Genomic DNA, 17,070 nt, shown 5'->3' with positions numbered 1-17,070 from the left:
TCTCACTGGAACCAATGTTCACGTGCTTTCATGATCAACGCCTTAGCGGCATCCTCTTCCATCCCGGTCATGTCGACCAGTTCATCTACAGCCAGCTCGGCGAGATCGTCGCGCGTCTGCACGCCGTGTTCGGCCAGCTTCGCGAGCAGCTCCGGCGTGATGCCGTCGAGGCTCTTGAGATCCAGCGCTGCGTTCTCGACCTTTTCTTCGTTCGCGATGGCCATCGTCAACAGCGCGTCGCGTGCGCGGTTGCGCAGTTCGTGCACGGTGTCCTCGTCGAACGCCTCGATTTCGAGCATTTCGTTGAGCGGCACGTACGCGATCTCTTCCAGGCTCGTGAAGCCTTCGTCGATCAGGATGTCGGCAACTTCTTCGTCGACGTCGAGACGCGCCATGAACAGTGCACGCAGCCGGTCGCGCTCTTCACCCTGCTTCAGGGCGGATTCGTCCGGCGTCATGATGTTGATCTGCCAGCCGGTCAGTTCGCCTGCAAGACGAACGTTCTGACCGCTGCGGCCGATCGCGACAGCCAGCTCGTTCTCGTCGACGACGACGTCCATCGAGTGCTTTTCTTCATCGACGACAATCGACTGAACAGCTGCCGGCGCGAGCGCGCCGATCACGAACTGGGCGGGATCCTCCGACCATAGCACGATGTCGATGTTTTCGCCACCGAGCTCGTTGCGCACGGCCTGCACGCGGGAACCGCGGATGCCGACGCAGGTGCCGATCGGATCGATCCGCTTGTCGTACGCGATGACGCCGATCTTCGCGCGCACGCCCGGGTCACGGGCAGCCGCCTTGATTTCGAGCAGGCCCTGCTCGATTTCCGGCACTTCCATCTCGAACAGCTTCATCAGGAACTCGGGCGCCGTACGCGACAGCTCGATCTGCGGGCCGCGCGCGGTGCGGTCGACCTTCGCGATGTAGGCGCGCACGCGGTCGCCCACGCGCAGGTTTTCCTTCGGGATCAGCTGATCGCGGCGCAGCAGCGCCTCGACACGGCCCGATTCGACGATGAAGTTGCCCTTGTCGAGGCGCTTCACCGTACCCGTCATGATCTTTTCACCCCGCTCGAGGTAGTCGTTCAGGATCTGCTCGCGCTCGGCGTCGCGCACCTTCTGCAGGATCACCTGCTTGGCGGCCTGCGCGCCGATGCGACCGAACTCGATCGACGGAACGGGTTCCTCGACATACTCGCCGACTTCGACGTCGGGCTTCTGCTCACGTGCTTCGAACAGCAGGATCTCGCGATCCGGCTCCTGCAAGCCTGCCTCGTCGGGCACGACGAGCCAGCGACGGAAGGTTTCGTGCTCGCCGCTTTCGCGATCGATATGGACGCGGATTTCGGCGCCTTCGTCGAACAGCTTCTTGGAAGCGGACGCGAGCGCAGCCTCGAGGGCGCCCAGCACCACATCCTTGTCGACGTTTTTCTCGCGCGCCAGCGCATCCACCAGCATCAACACTTCGCGACTCATTATTTGCGGCTCCTAAAGTCAACTTGCGGAATCAGGCGGGCTTTGTCGATATCGGCCAGCGTGAAATCCAGCATGGCCGCCTCGCCCTTCTTCCTCTCAAATTCCAAACCGATCGTTTCGCCATTCGGCGCGTGCAGAATGCCCCGGTACGTCTTGCGCCCGTCCAGCGGCTTTTTCAAGGTCACGGAAACTTCGCTGCCAGCGAAGCGCTCGAAGTCGGCCAGCTTCTTCAACGGGCGGTCGAGCCCCGGGGACGAGACTTCGAGCCGTTCGTAATCGATGTTTTCGACCGTCAAGACGTGCTGGAGCTGACGCGTGACCTTTTCGCAATCTTCGAGCGAGATGCCGGCAGGCTGATCGATATAGATGCAAAGCATGCCGCGCCCGGTGCGCTCGAGATCCACCAGCTCGTAGCCGAGCCCGGTGACCGTGGTTTCTATCAGTTCCGTCAGTTGCACTGTGTCCTCTCAGGTGTTCGCGCCCGCCGCTCGCGATTACACCCGCGGGCGCGCGCCTTAGCCGGCGCAGGAAGCGCTACCCGAGATGCCTAACCGTTTCAGCAAAAAAAAATGGGCGGAACGCCCATCTTCTTACTGGTGGTCGCACCTGAGCCGCACATTGAATCCGTACGCCCAGCGACTCGGCGATTATAGCGATTTTTGGCGCAAACGCCAAGCCAGCCGGTAAAAGCAGCGTGTCGTCTGCCTTTACGGGCCCAAAAATGCGAAATCGGGCTGCACGATCAACCGGCGCCATGAAGGCAGGCCGGAGATCGGTCATGCCGGCGGCCATCCCGCACCGCGTGACATATATACAGTCGAAAGCAATAAACGCAATGCCTCGCGCCGACAAAACCGGCCGGATGCCGATCCGGCCGGCACACCGGCGGCCTTGCGCCGCGTGCCTGATTGCTCAGCGGCTGCGCGTGCGGCTGCGCTGCGGACGCTGACCGCCGCGCGGGCCGCCGCCGTTGCCGGCACCCTCGGCACGATTGCCGTTCGGGTTGCGGTTACCACCCTTGCTGCCGCCGCGCTTGGGGCCCGCGCCGTCGCGCTTGGGGCCTGCGCCATACGACGCGCGGTTGCCGTCGACATCACCACGGCCACCGCCAGCGCGATTGCCATCGCGTCCGCCTCCGCCCGCACGGTTGCCGTCCCGGCCGCCGCCGGCGCGATTGCCGTAGCCCGACGGTGCGACCGGCAGGCTGCCGTAGCCGCTCAGACCCGGCAGGCCCGGCCCGCCGCGACGACCGCCGCCGCGACGCGGCTGATCCAGCTGCCCGTGTGTCGTCAGCACCGGCTCTCGGCCGATGAAGCCCATCGACGTCTGCATCGGATCGGGCTGGCGACGTTCTGCCTGGCCGGCACCGCCGCGCTTGCCCTTCTCCTCGGTCGGCGCCTTCAGGCCGACGGTCGCCATCAGCTTGCGCACCTGCGTGTCGTCGAGCTCTTCCCAGCGACCGCGCTTCAGGCCGCGCGGCAGCGGAATCGGGCCGTGACGCGTACGGATCAGGCGGCTCACCATCAGACCGACCGCCTCGAACATCCGGCGCACTTCGCGGTTGCGGCCTTCGGCCAGCGCAACGTGATACCAGTGGTTCGTGCCTTCGCCGCCGCCGTCGCGGATGCGCAGGAAGTTCGCCGGGCCATCATCGAGCTCGACACCGTGCAGCAGCTTCTGCCGCATGCCTTCGGCCAGCTCGCCGACGACGCGCACCGCGTACTCGCGCTCGACGCTGTAGCGCGGATGCATGAAGCGGTTTGCGAGGTCACCCGAAGTCGTCAGCATCAGCAGACCTTCGGTATTGAAGTCGAGGCGGCCCACCGCGAGCCATTTCGCCGTCTTCATCGGCGGCAGGCGGTCGAACACCGAAGGCCGGCCTTCCGGATCCGCGTGGCTGACGATCTCGCCCGTCGGCTTGTGGTACAGCAGCACGCGCGGCGGCTTGTTCGGCAGCTTGCGCTTGACCGGCTTGCCGTTGATCCGCACCTGGTCGGTCGGCATGATGCGCTGGCCGATGTGCGCGGGCTCGCCGTTCACCGACACGCGGCCGGCGACGATCAGTTCTTCCATTTCGCGGCGCGAGCCCATGCCCGCTTCCGCCAGCACCTTGTGAAGCTTCGGCGCGTCGTCGTCCGGCGACAGCACGCGCTTGTTCGCCGGCTGGCTACGGCCGCGACGCAGCATCGGTGCACGCACGCCGCTACCGCCCGCGGAGTTGTCCGCGTCGAATGCCGGCGACGTCACGTAGGCGAACAGTTCGTCCTGGGACGCATCGCCCTCCACCTTTGCCGCACCGCCCTCAGCCTTCGGCGCGCTGCCGCGACGACCCTGGCCGCCTTGGCCGCCCTGAGCCTTGGCCGCGCCTTCGCGCTTGGCCGCCGGCTTGCGAGCACCCTTGGCCGCACCTTCCTTGCGCGGCGCACGCGTCGGCTGCTGCGCTTCGGTGGCCTCGGCCGGCTGCGCGTCAGCGCCTTCCCCGCCCTGCGGCTCGCCTTCGGCGCCCTTCGACTTGGCCGCCGCGCGACGCCGCGCGATCAGGCTGCGCGGGCCTCGCCGCAGACCGCGGCGGGGACGCTCGTCGCCGCCCTCGGCCGAAGCGCCCTGCTCCGGTGCATCGTCGGCACGCGCTGCCTGTACGGCAGGCGCGGACGATTCAATATCGTGGATATCTGTCAAAACAACCTCAAAATGTCAGGTCTCGCGCCCGGCGCGGGCGCGGCAAGAAGTTGGCCGCGATCAGGCGCGACGCTGTTCAGGTTCTGCTTCGTCGTCCGGTAACGCATCGGCACCGATGGGTGCACTGGCGCTTCGTACGGCATCGGCGAGACTGTCGGACGTGTCGTCCAGCATCTCGTCGTCCGCAGGACGGGAACGGGGGGCGTCGGCCTGGCCGGCCTCGCCGGGCATGTCGCCGGCCGCTTCCGCTCCGTCTCCGGCAACCGCTTCGGCAGCCGGCTTGCGATCTTCCTCGCTCCAATCCGCGCGCAGCGGCTCGGGCTGCACACCGGCTGGCACTGCTTCGGCGCCAGCCTGTTCCATTCGTTCAGCTTGCCCGCGACCAGCATCGAGCGTATCGCGGCTCGCGATTTCATGCGTCGACGCGACGTCCGCCGCAGGATCATCCGGCAAGCCTGCCGATTGATCGCTGGATGCCTCATCCGTTTGCGGCGCGTCGCCCGTTGCGTCACCGGCAACCGGCATGCCCTCGTCGAAATCCATCGCCTGCTGCGCCAGCAGCGCGGCCTCGATGTTCGCGGCCGGCTCTTCGAGTGCAGGCAGATCATCGAGCGCCTTCAGGCCGAGGTCGTCGAGGAATTGCTTGGTCGTCGCATACAGCGCCGGGCGTCCCGGCACGTCGCGATGACCGATCACCTCGATCCAGCCGCGATCCTCGAGTTGCTTGACCACCTGCGTATTGACCGTCACGCCGCGAATCTCTTCGATGTCGCCGCGCGTGACAGGTTGCCGATACGCGATGATCGCGAGCGTTTCGAGCACCGCACGCGAATATTTCGGCGGCTTCTCGGGATGCAGGCGATCCAGATAGTGGCGCATCGCCGGCTTGCTCTGGAAGCGCCATCCGGTTGCCAGCGCCACCAGTTCGACGCCGCGGCCGGACCAATCCTGTTTCAGATCTTCGAGCAACGTGCGGACCGTGTCAGCCGACACGCCGTCGGCAAAGAGCTTGCGCAAATCGCCGAGTTTCAGCGGTTCCTGCGCGCAGATCAAAGCAGTCTCGAGGACGATCTTCGCCTCTTGGGTATTCATGCAGCTAGGCCAGACCCTGTGGTCAAACGAACCGGATCAACAAACAGACGAAAGGAACGGAAGACGCGCTCGCCCGATTCTGATCGGTCATATTGATGGGAGCACGAACCGGGGGCGGCGAACCAACTTCAGGCCAGGCCCAAACCGGACGGAACAGCACGGTTCAACGACGGAACCGCGTGACTGAGCGCCATATTACGCAAAATTGTCCGGTGCGTAAAGATGAGCCGAACGGGGTGCCGCCAGCACGCCGTGCCCGCTCCGGCCCCGCTTCAGCGGTCGGCCACGCCCCGTGCAAGGAACCGCCGCAACCGCTCGACACCCGCGTCGAGCCGCGCCGGATCGCATGCGTAGCACCAGCGCACGAACCCTTCCCCCTCCGGGCCGAATGCACGCCCGGGCGCGAGCCCGAGCCCCGCCTCGCGCACCAGCGTCTTGCAGAACGCGAGGCTGTCTGACGCGCCCGGCAGGCGCAGGAACAGGTACATCGCGCCCGGCGGAGGCGGCACCTCGACACCCGGCAGGGTGCGCAGCGCGGCGACCAGGTGATCGCGCGCATCGCGCAGCGCCGCGACGAACGACCGCACGAACGGCTCGCCATCGTGCAGCGCGACCTCACCCGCGGCCTGCACGAAGCCCGGCGCACACGACGTGTTGTATTCGACGAGCTTCGACAGGTCAGCCATCACCGCTGCCGGCGCGATGAGCCACCCCAGGCGCCAGCCCGTCATCGCCCACGCTTTCGAAAACGAATTCACGACCACGACCCGCTCGTCGCGTGACGCGATGTCGAGGAACGATGGCGCACCGTCCGCGCCGCCCGCGTCGAACGCGAGCCGCTCGTACACCTCGTCGGCGACCAGCCAGATGCCGTGGCGGCGGCAATGGGCGAGCACCGCTTGCTGGTCGTCGCGCGACATCGTCCAGCCGGTCGGATTGTTCGGCGAGTTGATCAGCAGCATCCGCGTATCGGGCGTCAGCGCCGCAAGCAGCCGCCCGACATCGAGCTGCCAGCCCGCATCGCCATAGCGGAGCGGTACGCATTCGACCTGCGCCCCAAGGATCTTCGGAATCTCGACGAGATTCGGCCACAGCGGCGTGACCGCGACGACACGCTCGCCCGGACCGACCAGCATCTGCGCGGCCAGCATCAGCGCGCTCACGCCCGAACTCGTCACGGCGACGGTGTCGGCCGCCGTCGCACCGTGGCGGGCGCTGACGTAGGAGGCGATCGCATCGCGCAGCGGCGCAGTGCCGAGGTTGTGCGTGTAGAAGGTTGCGCCATCGCGCAGCGCCGCCGCGGCGGCGTCCCGGATGAAGTCCGGCGTCACGCGATCGGATTCGCCGAACCAGAACGGCAGCATGTCCGGCACGCCAAAGCCGGCGTTTGCCACTTCCCGGATCAGCGACGGACGCAACGCGTGCACGGCGTCGCGGGCCGCCGGCGAACCGGCCACCGGAAGAGAATCTGCGGAATGCACCATCGAGAACCACCTTCGAGGAACACGGTCCGCGTAGTGTACCGGCCTGCAAGCAGGGCCGGCGCACGCCGATCCGCGTCAGTCGAGGTCCTCTGCCCTCGCCGGCATCTGCCGCACGAGTTCCCAGATCGCCTGCGCAGCGGGCGACAACGACCGGTCGCGGCGGCGCACGAGTTCGACCGTGCGCTCGGTGCGTGGCGTGAGCGGCCGCGCGACGAGCGTCGAGCCGGCTGGTAGCGGCAGCGACAGCCACGGCTGCACGCTCACGCCGACGCCGGCCTCGACGAGTCCGAACACGGTCGCCGAATGCCCGAGTTCCTGCATGACCGTCGCGTTGACATGATGAGCGGCCAGCGCGGCGTCGATCAGCGGCCGGCTTCCCGATGCGTGATCGAGGAGTACGAGGCGCTCGCCATCCAGCGCCGTCCAGGGCACCTCGGCGCGCGCCGCGAGCGGATGGTCAGCGCGTGCGACCAGGCAGAACGAATCGGTCATCAACGATTCGCAGACGAGATCGGCCACCGTGAGCGGACCGATCACGACGCCGAAATCGACCTCGCTCGACTTCACCTTGCGCAACACGTCGCTCTGCACGTCGTCGCGCAAACCCAGCGTCACGAACGGAAACTGGCGCTCGCACGACGCAACCACGCGCGGCATCAGCCGGCACGCGATCGTCGGACTGGCTGCGACGATCACGCGCCCGCGGCGCTGCTCGCCGATTTCGCGAATCTCGCGCAGCGTGTCGTCGAGATCGTCGAGCAGACGGGACACGCTCGCGATCAGGTTCGCACCGACATCGGTCAGCTGCACGTCGCGCGTCGTACGATCGATCAGCTTCAGCCCGAGCTCGGCCTCGAGTTCGCGCACGCAGCGACTGACCGCGGACTGCGTGAGCCCGATCTCGTCACCCGCGCGACTGAAGCTCTTGAGCCGCGCGACCTCGATGAAGACGCGAAGCTGGCGCAGCGTGACGTTCATTTCCTGACCTCATCAATCGTCGATATCGATGCGCGATTTTAATGCGCGAATCCGGCTTCGAGGTGCGAATCAGGCACCTGCCCCACATGTTTCGCTGCGGTGCAATACATCCGCGAACGCACGTGGTGCGGGCGAGCTGCACAAGATTGGTGATTGTCCCGATTTGCTGGCGGGTTATTTTGGCGTCTTATACGCCCCTAGCTGACTTAGCCGTTAGCTCGCTGCCAAGCGGCTCTCGAGGGAATTACCTCCGACATGGCACGCTTCGTGCATTACCTGGCGCACAGGGCACAGGTTTGATCGGACGGAAGAGCAGAAACGCCGCTGCCGGCCAACCGGACGCCCCCACCCGGCACTCGACGATCGAGTGCCTGAAGAGTGCGCGGCGCAGGGCAGCGCACCGGAGTTAGCTTCGCTGAGGTGAGGACATGATGCTGTTCGACGATTTGAGAGATAACGAGTGGGCGCTGGTCGAGGGTCTGTTTTGCTCTGAACCCGCACGGAGTGAGCGGCGCGGCCGCCCCCGCGTGGAAGCCCGCTCGGTGGTGAACGCCGTGCTGTGGGTGCTGTCGACGGGTGAAGGCTGGTCGAAGCTGCCGGGCCGCTATCCGTCGCCGCCGACTTGCCGCCGTCGCTTCGACGAATGGCAGGCGGACGGCACGCTCGCCGAAATCGTGAAGCGACTCGGCACGAGCGGCCGGCAGATCTCCCTGCGCGGGCGCATCGGCGCAAGCGCCGCGAAGCCGCCCGCACCGCCGAGCCGCGACCGGCTGCGCGGCGCCTTCTGGACCAATCCGGAATCCTGGCGCGCGCCCGTCAAGATGGCGTAACGAATGCTCGATCGGGCGGCTTCGGCCGCCCGGTTTCTTTCAGCGACGCGACCCGTTCGCGACGCCCGCATTGCCGTCGATTACCGTTGTCGTGCCGCGATACATCTATTTACCAATATTTACAGCAAGCCTGCACTCCCACGCTTACCTTAGCGAAATATCAACAGGCCGCGTCGACGGCTTGAAGGGAGCCCCGCCATGAAACCAATGTCACTGCTCGTTGCATGCGGCATTGTCATTTCCGTGGCGTTGTCGGCTCCAGCCCACGCCGACGATCGCGTGAAGCCGCCCCACCGCCAGCAGGATCACCGGAACACCCTCCGCCAGCCGCCGTCTGCCAATCCGCCCGGCCGGCAAACCGTGCCGCGTGGCGACCTGCGTGGCGACATCGCCAGCAACGCGCGAGCGCGCATCGGCTCGCAGCCGACCGACGTACCGCGTCATCCGTAGTCCTGCCAATTTCGGAATTTCGCCAAAGAAAACGCCCGCGATCGGGAACTGCGCCGCATGCGACGAGTCAGAACCTTGCCATGAGCACAGCGTGGCAACAGCAAAAGTATCCGGTACGCCCGTATCCTCGCGATACGGGCTTTTTTTCGGCGGGATGATCGACCGCTACAGGCGGCTTTCGAGAATCGCCACGGCGCTCGCTTCGCTCAATGCGTAGTCGGCCATGCGGCGATCGGTCCAGGAAAGTAATTTCTCGTCGCGCTCGAGGCGCGAGAATTCGGCTCGACCGCTTTCGGTCAGTACGGCAATGTCGACCGGTGCATGGAAGCCCGGTGCGGGGGCAACGGTTTTCTGCCTGACCGTGTCCATCAGCCCGAGCGAACGGAGATACTCGAACACGCCCGGGCGGCGTGCCCACGGTACCTGGCGGTACTGCACTCGTCTCAATGCGTCGAGCACCGCTTCGTTGGAATACGTGGCCATCTCGATTCTTTCTTAAAGTGCAGCGACAATGCGAAGCGGCGCGCCGGGCGGTGTCTCCGCCCGCCGATACCGCCACCGATTCTGGACGCCGACGTTCGGCGTCGCGTCAGGGCCGGATCGTCAGCCGTCCATAAAAAGACACCATACCCCAATCAAATTGATTCTGTTCGATTCATTTGTACTTCTCTTCATCGGTTTCATGCTCTGCCGCAAGCGGCGACGAATCATCTCGATCGCCGCCGTTGCGCTGTTCTGGCTGCTCGCGACAGGCTGGCTCGCCGCGCCGCTGATCGCCTGGACCGAGGCGGGCGTCGCACCCGTCGAGGACCCGGACATGCATGGACGGACCACACTGATTCTCATCGGCGCAGGGACGAAGCACACCGACTCCGGGCTGCGGCCGCCACCGGACGGAACCGCCCGCATCCACAAGGTCGCAGCGCTCTACCGCACCTGCCGGCAGCAAGCCGAGCGCTGCACCGTGGTGATGTCGGGCGGCGACCCGCAGCATCACGGCGAAACCGAGGCTGCCGTATACGGGCGCCAACTCGTCGCCGAAGGCGTCGCGCCCGCGGACCTCGTTCTGGAACCGGATAGCCGCACAACCTACGAAAACGCGAAATTCACTGCGTCTATACTACGCTCACAGTATGACGACGCACGCATTCTCGTCACTTCCTCATACCAGATGCGCCGCGCGTTGCTCGATTTCCACCGTTTCGGGATCGATCCGCAGCCCGTTTATGCGAATCGCCGGCCTGCGCAAACGGGCTGGCTGCCGCGCTGGCGCAATGTAGTCAACGCCGAGCAGGCGCTGCACGAACTGGTCGGCATCGCGCAGTTCCATGTCTATCGATGGCTCGGGTGGTTCTGACGACCCCGGGGAAACCGGAGCGAAAATGACTGCGGCGACGACGATGGCAGCCGCGTGACGAAGCGTGCGAAGTGTTGCGCGACTTCAACGGGGCGTTGCGTCGCGCCACGATCCGGTGCACATTGATCCGTCACTTTTGTTACACTCGACACGCACTCGATTGCAGTCGCCAGACAAAACGGCAACACTCGGGTTCATCACCACTTAGCGGAGGTAAAGCAATGAAGAAGACGTCCCTGGCTATCCTGGTAGCGATGTCGGCGCTGACTGGCGCAGCGTATGCGCAAGAGAGCACGGAAATCAAGACGATTACCGATCCGGCCAAGATCTCCGAGATCGAGCAGCGCGCACAGGCGCTGCAGCAGCAGCAAGCGGCGGAAGCCGCACAGCCGGCGGTGCAGGAAGAGCATCACCACGGCAAGAAGGCTGCTCACCACAAGGCTGCTGCGAAGAAGGCCGGCAAGAAGGCTGCCAAGGCCGCAGACGCCGCCAGCCAGTAAGTTCGGCGGCACCGCACAAGCGAAAAGCCGAATCCGGGCAACCGGGTTCGGCTTTTTTGGTTGCGGTGCCCGTGCGCTGTGCTAAAGTCGCGCACCGAAATTTTCCACCCGTGCGCACCCCGGTGCGGAGGACAGCATGAGCAACATTCAACTCGACATCGAGTGGACCGAAGCCGCCACTCGCCAGATCAAGCAACTGATGCCCCGCGGCTCGGCTGACGCGTTCCTCGCGCTGCCGCCGATCGAGTGCCTGCCGATGGAGGGCGACGTGCTTTTCCTCGGCCCGCAAGGCAAGCAGCAACCGTTCATCGTCGCCGAGCGCCAATACCATCACGACGGCGACGCCGACTGGACGATCATCCTGATCCTCGACGTACCCAACACGTCGCACTGACGCACCCCGCGGCCGGACACGTCTGGTCGCTCCGCCCGGCTCATACGAGCTTCGACAGCACGCGGATTTCGGAACGCTCGATCCAGTCCGCGGCCGCTTCCCGATAAGCGAGAATGTGCGCGGAACGCGCATGTGCAGCCAGCGCCTCCTCGCTTTCCCAGCGCTCGACGAATACGAATCGCGCCGGCTCCTTCAGATCCCGATGCAGGTCGTACTGCAACGCCCCTGCTTCGTTGCGGGTCGGCTCGACGATCCCTTCGAGCTGGGCACGCAACTTCTCCTCGGCGCCCGGCTTCGCCACGATCAGCGCCACGACTGCAATTTCCGCCATTCCCGTTCCCCCTTCATCTGGAAAAGCCCGAGAATACGCGAATCGCGCATTGGCTGCGCCAGCACGGCGTCACACGACGGCCCCAAAAAAATAGCCCGCGCTTCAGAGAAGCGCGGGCGAAACCGTCGCCCTACGAGGATAGGCGACGGGGCCATCGGGATCCGCACGCTGGCGCGGATCGTCATCCGTTGCGCCGACGCTTGTTGCGTCGACATTCGAAGACGTCGATACCGTTGTTCGGGCGCTCGCGGCGCACTCCCGGCATCTGACGCTATCCTCCCTGTTTCAACAATTCCAACATATAAAGCAGGTTGCGTGCCAACTGCCACAAACCGACCACCTCATTGATTTATAAGGATAAATTCTTGGCCTTCGATGATGCGACATGGGTTTTGCCGCCGTAACGCGCGGATGTTACGTAACGTCACGAGGAGGGACCGAACCTCCGGCACACATGCGCGCCAGCGAGCGGCAATGAAAATCTATGGTCAGCCCGATTTTTGCAAGCGAGGCAGTGTTGACCTAAAGTGGACTTGCTCGAATCTATCCGGGGTCGCGGATGGGAAAGATCCCGCCCCATGATGGGAGCCGCGCCGGGCAAACCTCAAAAAGCCCACAGCATTGAGGTGCTGTTTTTTGTGTCAGGTTACTTGCCCGGCCGTTGAGTCGTTTATGCCTTCACGTATCTCGCGTCGCAAAACCAGAGGTGACTACTGAAACTGAAGCCGTAAGCGATAGGAAGCGTCAGACTGAGGGAACAGCCTCGATGCTCCGGTAGTGTGTCCCTTTGGCGAGGATGGCCCAGGCGATCCTCGCCAGTTTGTTGGCCAGGGCACAGGCCACCACGTTCGAGTGTCGTCGCGCCAACAGGCTGCGAATCCAGACGCCCAATGCATCCGTGCGGTGCTCGATGCGCTGCATGACGGCCCGCGCACATTGCACCAGCAGCCGTCGCAGTTCCTTGTCGCCACGCTTGCTGATGCCCAGTAGCGTTGGTTTGCCGCCGGTGCTGTACTGCCGCGGCACCAGACCGACCGAAGCTGCAAACTGCCTTGCTGAGCCATATTGCTGAGCATCGCCCAACTCTGACATCAACACGCTGGCGGTCATCGGGCCAATGCCAGGAATCTCGAGCAGTCGTTCGCTGCGTTCATCCTCGTGTAGCTGGGTAAGCAACTCACGTTCGAGCTGGTGGATCTGCTCGTCCAGATACTTGAAGTGCGCCTGCAAACGTTCGAGCACGACCACCAGCCTCGGCGGCAACGATTCTGCCTCGAGCACGGCAGGCAGTCGCCGGATCACTGCCATGCCGCGCGGCAAGCTGATACCGAACTCCAACAGAAACGCATGAATCTGATTGATCGTGCCGGTGCGGTCACGCACCAGCCGCTCGCGCACACGGTGCAAGGCTGAAACGATCTGCTGGGCTTCGTTGTGCGGGCTCACGAAACGCATGCTCGAACGAGCGGCTGCTTCGCAGATCGCCTGGGCGTCCGCGAAATCGTTCTTGTTGCCTTGCCGGAACGGTTTGACGAATTGCGGAGAAATCAGCTTGGCCTCATGGCCCAGCGCTTGAAGTCGACGTGCGATCCAGTGAGCACCGGCGCAGGCCTCCATGACCACAATGCAACGCGGAAAATTGCCCAGCAGCGTGAACATCTGGCTACGCGTGAGCTTTTTACGGAACACCATCCTGCCTGACGCATCCTGTCCATGCAGGTGGAAGCAGTGCTTGCCGAGATCGATTCCGATCAGCGATACCGTGTCCATGATGGCCCTCCAGAAGGACAAAATCCTCACTCAGCGTAGTCCACTGAGTGAGGATCGGGCTGACCATCCTATTAAGCCCGCCATGTGGCGGGCTTTTTCATTGATGCGGAGAAAGTCGAGATCAGCGAAGCTGATTCACGAGCAGCCCCATGATCTGGCGAGCCGGCGACGACGTATCGATCGCACCCGAATCGTCGACGATCGCGATGCGCGTCTGGTCGGCCGTGAGTGCCTTTACATTGACACGGTACTGCTTCGCCTGCTTTTCCTTCTTGCCGTGGAACAACTGGCTCCAGAAGCCCTGCTCCGCCGAGGTCAGATCCTTCGGATCGACATAGCGCACGAAATACAGGCCCTTCGTGCGATCACGATCGTCGACGGTGAAGTTCGCACGATCGAGCGCGAGACCGACGCGCAGCCACGACCGGTCGTACGGCTCGCCGAGCGTGACTTCCGACGGGACGGCAGCATCAGCCGCATCGTTGCCTTGCGCCGACGTGCGGGACACGTTTTGCGCGGCAATCGCTGCAGCAGCCTTCGACGATGCGTCGTCGACCTTCTTGTCCTTGGCCGCCGGTACCGTGTTGTCCTTGATGTTCGCGATTGGCGGCTCGCCGTTCTTCGCGCGCTGCTCGTTCTGTGCGAGCACCGCCATCAATCGCTTCAGGTATTCGGTCTCGAGCGCGGGATCATTCGGCTTCGGCTCCCACTTGCTCGAATCGTTGTTCGAGCCCGTGATCGCTTCGCGCATCCCCTTCTGGCTGATGAACACGTAGGTGCCGCCATTCGGCGCCGAATCGAGACGCGTACGGTACTTGTTGCGCTCGGCGGTCACGTACGAGTTGCCCATCGCCTTCGAGATCACGCTACGGATCAGGCCGTCATTGATCTGCGGATGGGTTTCGTTCCAGTCGGTTTCCATCACGCCCTTGTCGCGCTGGTCGACGACGAGCAGGAAGCCCTGCTCCTGCCAGAAGCGGCGAACCTGCGGCCAGACGGCGGCGGGCTGCTTGCCGTCGATCACGAGCCAGCTCTCGGTGCCGTCGCGCTGGATATGCATGCCGGCGACGGCCGGAGCAACAGTGTCCAGCGCAGGCGCTGCCTGTTGGACCTGCTGAAGCGCGGACAGGGAAGTCGCGCCGCCCTGGGGCGGCAGCGAACGCTGATCGGCCGTCTCGTCGAGCATGTTGGGCGGCACTGCGAGCGACGCTTCCTTCGATTTCGAATCGCTCTTGTAGTCCACTTTCGTGGGCGACGACGTACCGCAACCGGCGACGAGCGCGCCGGTGGCGAGCACTGCAGCGAACCGCATGGTAAGACGAAGATCAGTCATGTTCGGGGAATCCTCTTCCGCTAAATCACGGCGCTTTCCGTGGATCAACCTTGCATTTTACCGGGGCCGCGCCGCGATGTGCAAAAAAGCGACCGGCAAGAAAAAACCCGCGTCAGCCTGAGCTGACGCGGGTTCTTTGTCTGGTCGGGGCGAGAGGATTTGAACCTCCGACCACCTGCACCCCATGCAGGTACGCTACCAGGCTGCGCTACGCCCCGAAAGAAAAAAATTATAACAGACAGTTTTCCGATTTAGAACGGGTCGCATGCATTTTGTGAATATTCTTGTGAAATTTTTTGGCGTGAAGGCGCCGATGCGAGCAACGACGCGCGTGGCATGGGCGAATTGCCCACCAACCACACGACTCCGCCTCGCCTTCACCGCTTGCGCGCAACACAGATGACCGTCAGCCCGGCGACGCGGTTGAAACGGAATATCGGTAACTCGATCCGACAGATCGACTTGAGCAGGCCGTTGACGAACGGATGGTGACGACGCAATTGCGACGCCGGCTCGTTCGGCTGCCGACGCACCCGCTCGCCGAGCCGCAACGCTGCCGCAAGCGGAAACGTGAGACCGAAATAATAGGCGCCGTGCTCGACGTCGAGCCCCGAGCGACGCACCACGTCCTCGAGATTGCCCAGCGTATATCGGCGCTTGTGTTCGAGAAAATCGTCATGACCGCTCCAGAGGAACTGGAACGCGGGAACCGTGATCAGAAAGCGGCTACCCGAAGGCGCACCCTTTACATACTGCGTGAGCAGACCGACATCGTCGTCGACATGCTCGAGCACGTCCATCAGCAACACGAGATCGGCGTCGAATCGATCAATGGATCGCCGAAAGTGGATGGGCTTGCCGGACGCTTCGCCGTCGGTATCGTCCGCGTAGCTCGTATCGACACACCACGCCTCCGTCGCCTGCGTACGCTCCAGCAAGTGCTTCGAGAAAAAGCCTGAGCCTGCACCGACATCGAGTATCCGGTTTGCACCTGGCACCCCCAGGAACCGACGGATCGCACTCGCCTTCGACGCGTAGTACCAGTGATCGCCCACGCCCGCACCCAATACGTCGACTTCCTTGAGATCCATGACGTTTCCCCGTGATGGCTACTGTGCTTTGGTCGATACAGCCACTGCTGCCGATCTTACCTCGCTGCTGCCGCCGATCCTACCTGTCGACAACGCGTAGCCGACACCGGCAACCCGCATTACGACCTAATCGAAAAGGACGATGGCCGGTTCGCCGCAAATCGCTACCGTGCGGTTACCCGGCGCGAAATTGATGCGCACCGGCGAACCGTCCGACTGCATGCCGATCGATCCGGCCGCCCCGGCTTTGCCGCGTCGCGTGATACAGGGGCGACTTCGATCACCACCGCAGTCGCGACCTCTTGTAACCGTCTTCGACACAGGGCATTGAATGCATCAGAAAAACGAAATTTCCCGTCGACAGTTTCTCCGGCTGGGCGCCGGCACGATAGGCGTGGCGCTGGGAAGCGCATCGCTTCTGTCGGCATGCGGAGGCGACTCGATTTCGGTCGCGCCGGTCACGACACCTCGGCTGAGTTCCGCATCGAATTTTCGCGACACGGCCGGGCCGGACGGAACCGGCTACGTGACAACGAGCGGCGCCAAGATGAAAAAAGGTGTGATCTATCGTTCATCCGCGCTCGCGTTGTCGGCCGCGGACATCGCCACCGTCGGCACGCTTGGCATCAGGCAGGTCTGCGACCTGCGCACACCCGCCGAGATCAAGACGCAACCGGATGTGCCGCTGGCCGGCGCCGTCTGGCAAAACCTCAACGTGCTCGGGGCTGCCAGCATCGATCCGATCCCGACTACCGGCGCCACCGCGACGGCATTCATGTTGAGCATGTACCGCGCGTTCGTCACGTCGGACACCGCGCATGCCAGCTATCACGCGCTCTTCACCGGCTTCGCTGGCTCCGGCGAAAACCTGGTGTTCCACTGCACGGCCGGCAAGGATCGCACGGGCTGGGCAACCGCGATCCTGCATACGATCCTGGGCGCGTCCGAGCAGACGATACTCGCCGACTATCTGCTGACGAACGTCTATAGCGCATCGGAAATCGCCGCTTCGGTCGCCCAGGCGCAGAAAGCCGGCGGCCAAAATGCGGCAGACATGATGACTGCGCTGCAAGGCGCGCACACCGACTATCTGCAGGCGGCATTCGACCAGGTCGCCGCGTCGTACGGCTCGATGACGTCGTATATCTCGAACGGGCTGCAACTCGACCTCGCGACGCTGAACGCAATCCGGCAGCATATGCTGGTCTGATCGACTCGCGGCCGTTGCGACGGGGGCCGGATCGCATCCTCGCTTCGACCGCCGCGGCCGCTGCGCGTCGCATCCGGCGAAACCCGCATCGGC

Annotated in this window: 16 protein-coding genes, 1 tRNA gene and 1 pseudogene; 6 read left to right on the top strand and 12 right to left on the bottom strand. The window is 64.1% G+C overall.

Annotated elements, in window-relative coordinates; genetic code table 11:
• Positions 1-2: 2 nt before the first annotated feature.
• The 6 genes from nusA to CFB45_RS08145 all read right to left on the bottom strand — a co-directional run bounded on the left by nusA (position 3) and on the right by CFB45_RS08145 (position 7,711).
• Complete coding sequence (nusA, locus tag CFB45_RS08170; RefSeq protein WP_006476166.1) at positions 3-1,478, bottom strand: transcription termination factor NusA; 1,476 nt, start codon at positions 1,476-1,478, stop codon at positions 3-5.
• Complete coding sequence (gene rimP / locus CFB45_RS08165) at positions 1,478-1,936, bottom strand: ribosome maturation factor RimP (protein ID WP_014897219.1); 459 nt, start codon at positions 1,934-1,936, stop codon at positions 1,478-1,480. The genes nusA and rimP overlap by 1 nt, the downstream gene beginning before the upstream one ends.
• Positions 1,937-2,390: 454 nt before the next feature.
• Complete coding sequence (gene rluB, locus CFB45_RS08160) at positions 2,391-4,157, bottom strand: 23S rRNA pseudouridine(2605) synthase RluB (RefSeq protein ID WP_089425210.1); 1,767 nt, start codon at positions 4,155-4,157, stop codon at positions 2,391-2,393.
• 60 nt (positions 4,158-4,217) lie between these two features.
• On the bottom strand, positions 4,218-5,249 hold the full coding sequence (scpB, locus tag CFB45_RS08155; RefSeq protein WP_089425209.1) for an SMC-Scp complex subunit ScpB: 1,032 nt from the start codon (positions 5,247-5,249) through the stop codon (positions 4,218-4,220).
• A gap of 272 nt (positions 5,250-5,521) precedes the next feature.
• Positions 5,522-6,733, bottom strand: a complete 1,212-nt coding sequence (locus CFB45_RS08150; protein WP_089425208.1) for a pyridoxal phosphate-dependent aminotransferase — start codon at positions 6,731-6,733, stop codon at positions 5,522-5,524.
• A gap of 75 nt (positions 6,734-6,808) precedes the next feature.
• Positions 6,809-7,711: a LysR family transcriptional regulator gene (locus CFB45_RS08145; protein ID WP_071334368.1), complete on the bottom strand. Its 903-nt coding sequence runs from the start codon at positions 7,709-7,711 to the stop codon at positions 6,809-6,811.
• A 431-nt stretch (positions 7,712-8,142) separates the two neighbouring features.
• Here CFB45_RS08145 and CFB45_RS08140 point away from each other — a divergent pair.
• Both CFB45_RS08140 and CFB45_RS39370 read left to right on the top strand, forming a co-directional pair.
• A pseudogene (locus CFB45_RS08140) lies at positions 8,143-8,538 on the top strand (transposase); the annotation flags it as partial.
• Positions 8,539-8,739: 201 nt separating this feature from the next.
• Positions 8,740-8,991: a hypothetical protein gene (locus tag CFB45_RS39370; RefSeq protein ID WP_089425207.1), complete on the top strand. Its 252-nt coding sequence runs from the start codon at positions 8,740-8,742 to the stop codon at positions 8,989-8,991.
• A gap of 165 nt (positions 8,992-9,156) precedes the next feature.
• On the opposite strand, the gene CFB45_RS08130 is transcribed toward CFB45_RS39370, so the two are convergent.
• Positions 9,157-9,474, bottom strand: coding sequence for a hypothetical protein (locus CFB45_RS08130; RefSeq protein WP_011351791.1), 318 nt, complete (start codon positions 9,472-9,474; stop codon positions 9,157-9,159).
• Positions 9,475-9,631: 157 nt separating this feature from the next.
• Between CFB45_RS08130 and CFB45_RS08125 the strand changes: the two genes are divergently transcribed.
• The 3 genes from CFB45_RS08125 (at position 9,632) to CFB45_RS08115 (ending at position 11,242) form a co-directional block, all read left to right on the top strand.
• On the top strand, positions 9,632-10,348 hold the full coding sequence (locus tag CFB45_RS08125) for a YdcF family protein (protein ID WP_089425206.1): 717 nt from the start codon (positions 9,632-9,634) through the stop codon (positions 10,346-10,348).
• A 221-nt stretch (positions 10,349-10,569) separates the two neighbouring features.
• Positions 10,570-10,848: a hypothetical protein gene (locus tag CFB45_RS08120; RefSeq protein ID WP_039339310.1), complete on the top strand. Its 279-nt coding sequence runs from the start codon at positions 10,570-10,572 to the stop codon at positions 10,846-10,848.
• Positions 10,849-10,984: 136 nt separating this feature from the next.
• Positions 10,985-11,242 (top strand): hypothetical protein, encoded by a 258-nt coding sequence (locus CFB45_RS08115; RefSeq protein ID WP_021162409.1) that lies wholly within the window; start codon positions 10,985-10,987, stop codon positions 11,240-11,242.
• A gap of 40 nt (positions 11,243-11,282) precedes the next feature.
• On the opposite strand, the gene CFB45_RS08110 is transcribed toward CFB45_RS08115, so the two are convergent.
• From CFB45_RS08110 to CFB45_RS08090, 5 genes are all read right to left on the bottom strand, one after another.
• A complete protein-coding gene (locus CFB45_RS08110) occupies positions 11,283-11,573 on the bottom strand; it encodes a putative quinol monooxygenase (RefSeq protein WP_039339313.1) in 291 nt (96 codons plus the stop codon).
• A 744-nt stretch (positions 11,574-12,317) separates the two neighbouring features.
• A complete protein-coding gene (locus CFB45_RS08105; RefSeq protein ID WP_089425898.1) occupies positions 12,318-13,343 on the bottom strand; it encodes an IS110 family transposase in 1,026 nt (341 codons plus the stop codon).
• A gap of 121 nt (positions 13,344-13,464) precedes the next feature.
• Positions 13,465-14,676 carry an outer membrane protein assembly factor BamC gene (gene bamC / locus CFB45_RS08100; RefSeq protein ID WP_089425205.1) on the bottom strand — a complete coding sequence of 404 codons (1,212 nt, stop codon included), beginning with the start codon at positions 14,674-14,676 and terminating at the stop codon, positions 13,465-13,467.
• 141 nt (positions 14,677-14,817) lie between these two features.
• Positions 14,818-14,894, bottom strand: a tRNA-Pro gene (locus CFB45_RS08095).
• A gap of 159 nt (positions 14,895-15,053) precedes the next feature.
• Entirely contained in the window at positions 15,054-15,767 is a 714-nt protein-coding gene (locus CFB45_RS08090; RefSeq protein WP_089425204.1) for a class I SAM-dependent methyltransferase, read from the bottom strand.
• A 394-nt stretch (positions 15,768-16,161) separates the two neighbouring features.
• Here CFB45_RS08090 and CFB45_RS08085 point away from each other — a divergent pair, with 394 nt between their 5' ends.
• Positions 16,162-16,977 carry a tyrosine-protein phosphatase gene (locus tag CFB45_RS08085; RefSeq protein WP_256978162.1) on the top strand — a complete coding sequence of 272 codons (816 nt, stop codon included), beginning with the start codon at positions 16,162-16,164 and terminating at the stop codon, positions 16,975-16,977.
• Positions 16,978-17,070 lie beyond the last annotated feature (93 nt).

Origin of the sequence: Burkholderia sp. HI2500, assembly GCF_002223055.1 — a bacterium.
GTDB lineage: Bacteria > Pseudomonadota > Gammaproteobacteria > Burkholderiales > Burkholderiaceae > Burkholderia.
Note: the sequence above shows the minus strand (reverse complement) of the source record. Positions and strands in the feature narration are given on the sequence as shown.